At 56.3% G+C, this 1,517-nt stretch carries 1 protein-coding gene; it reads left to right on the top strand.

What is annotated here, in order from left to right; genetic code table 11:
* Positions 1-1,517 (top strand): Tn3 family transposase (locus ACR0AO_RS25395; protein WP_480609802.1); only part of this gene is annotated, 1,517 nt, incomplete at both ends.

Below are 1,517 nucleotides of genomic sequence, written 5' to 3'. Positions count from 1 at the left end.
AAGACCGTCAAAGCGGATGCGCTGGCCTATGTCGAGCAGGGCTATCACCGCTTCAAGCTCTATGCCCCGCGAATGCTGGCAGCATTGGACATCGCGGGAGCCAGTGTGGCTGAGCCGTTGCTGGCGGCGACCGATGTGATCCGCGACAAGCGTGATATTCCAAGTCGCTCTGCGCCCTTTCTTCAGCCACAATCGAAATGGCGAAGCCACTTGCGGAACCCAGAAACCAATCGAGACCGCCTCTGGATCGTCGCAGTTCTGTTCCATCTACGTGAAGCGTTCAGATCCGGAGATGTCTGGCTTGCTCATTCCCGCCGCTACAGCGACATGAAACAGGCTCTGGTTCCGGTCGAGGCCGCTCAAACTATGAGTTTATCGATGCCATTAGAGCCGGAAGCCTGGATCGAAGATCGGAAACAACGTCTGGAAGATGGGCTGCACCGGCTTGCGATGGCAGTTAATAACGGAACCCTCCCCGGTGGTGTCATCGAGGATGGCCGGTTGCGTGTCGAACGCCTTGAAGCTGATGTACCCGCAGAGGCCGATAGCCTCATCCTTGATCTTTACCGCCGCCTGCCGGAGGTGCGGATCACGGACATTCTCATGGACGTGGACAATGATACCGGGTTCACCGATGCCTTCACTCATCTGCGCACCGGGGCACCGTGCAAAGACAGGCTCGGATTGCTGAACGTCATTCTGGCAGAGGGCCTGAATCTCGGGTTAAGCAAGATGGCCGGGGCAAGCAGCACACATAACTTCTCTCAACTGGCCCGACTTTCCAATTGGCATGTCGAAAGCGAAGCCATCAATCGGGCATTAGCCATGGTGATCGAAGCACAGGGGAGGTTGCCAATGGCAAAATATTGGGGAGCGGGGCAAACGGCTTCGAGTGACGGGCAGTTCTTTCCCACCACGCGCCAGGGTGAAGCGATGAACATGATCAATGCAAAATATGGGCATGAACCTGGCCTGAAAGCCTATACTCATGTGTCGGATCAGTACGGCCCCTTCGCCACGCAGGTCATTCCCGCCACGGTCAACGAGGCCCCCTATATCTTGGATGGCCTGCTGATGAACCCAACGGGAAAACAGATCAAAGAGCAATATGCCGACACGGGTGGCTTCACCGATCTCGTTTTTGCTGCGACCTCGCTTCTCGGATATCTGTTCATCCCACGCATCAGGGATTTGCCGTCCAAACGGCTACATGTCTTTGATCGGCGCGCTGTTCCGACTGAACTGAGGGGATTGGTGGGTGACAAAATCCGGGAAACCACCATCATCGCCAACTGGCCGGATGTTCTGCGCTGCATTGCGACAATGCTTTCAGGCAGGATGCAACCCAGTCAGCTCCTGAAGAAACTGGCAGCGCGGCCACGGCAACATGACCTAGCCATTGCGCTTCGAGAAATTGGGCGCATCGAGCGCACGTTGTTTATCATCGAATGGCTCCTCGATACCGACATGCAGCGCCGCGCTCAAATCGGTCTCAATAAGGGTGAGGCTCATCACGC

This window comes from Ruegeria sp. AF8, assembly GCF_056541825.1.
Note: the sequence above shows the minus strand (reverse complement) of the source record. Positions and strands in the feature narration are given on the sequence as shown.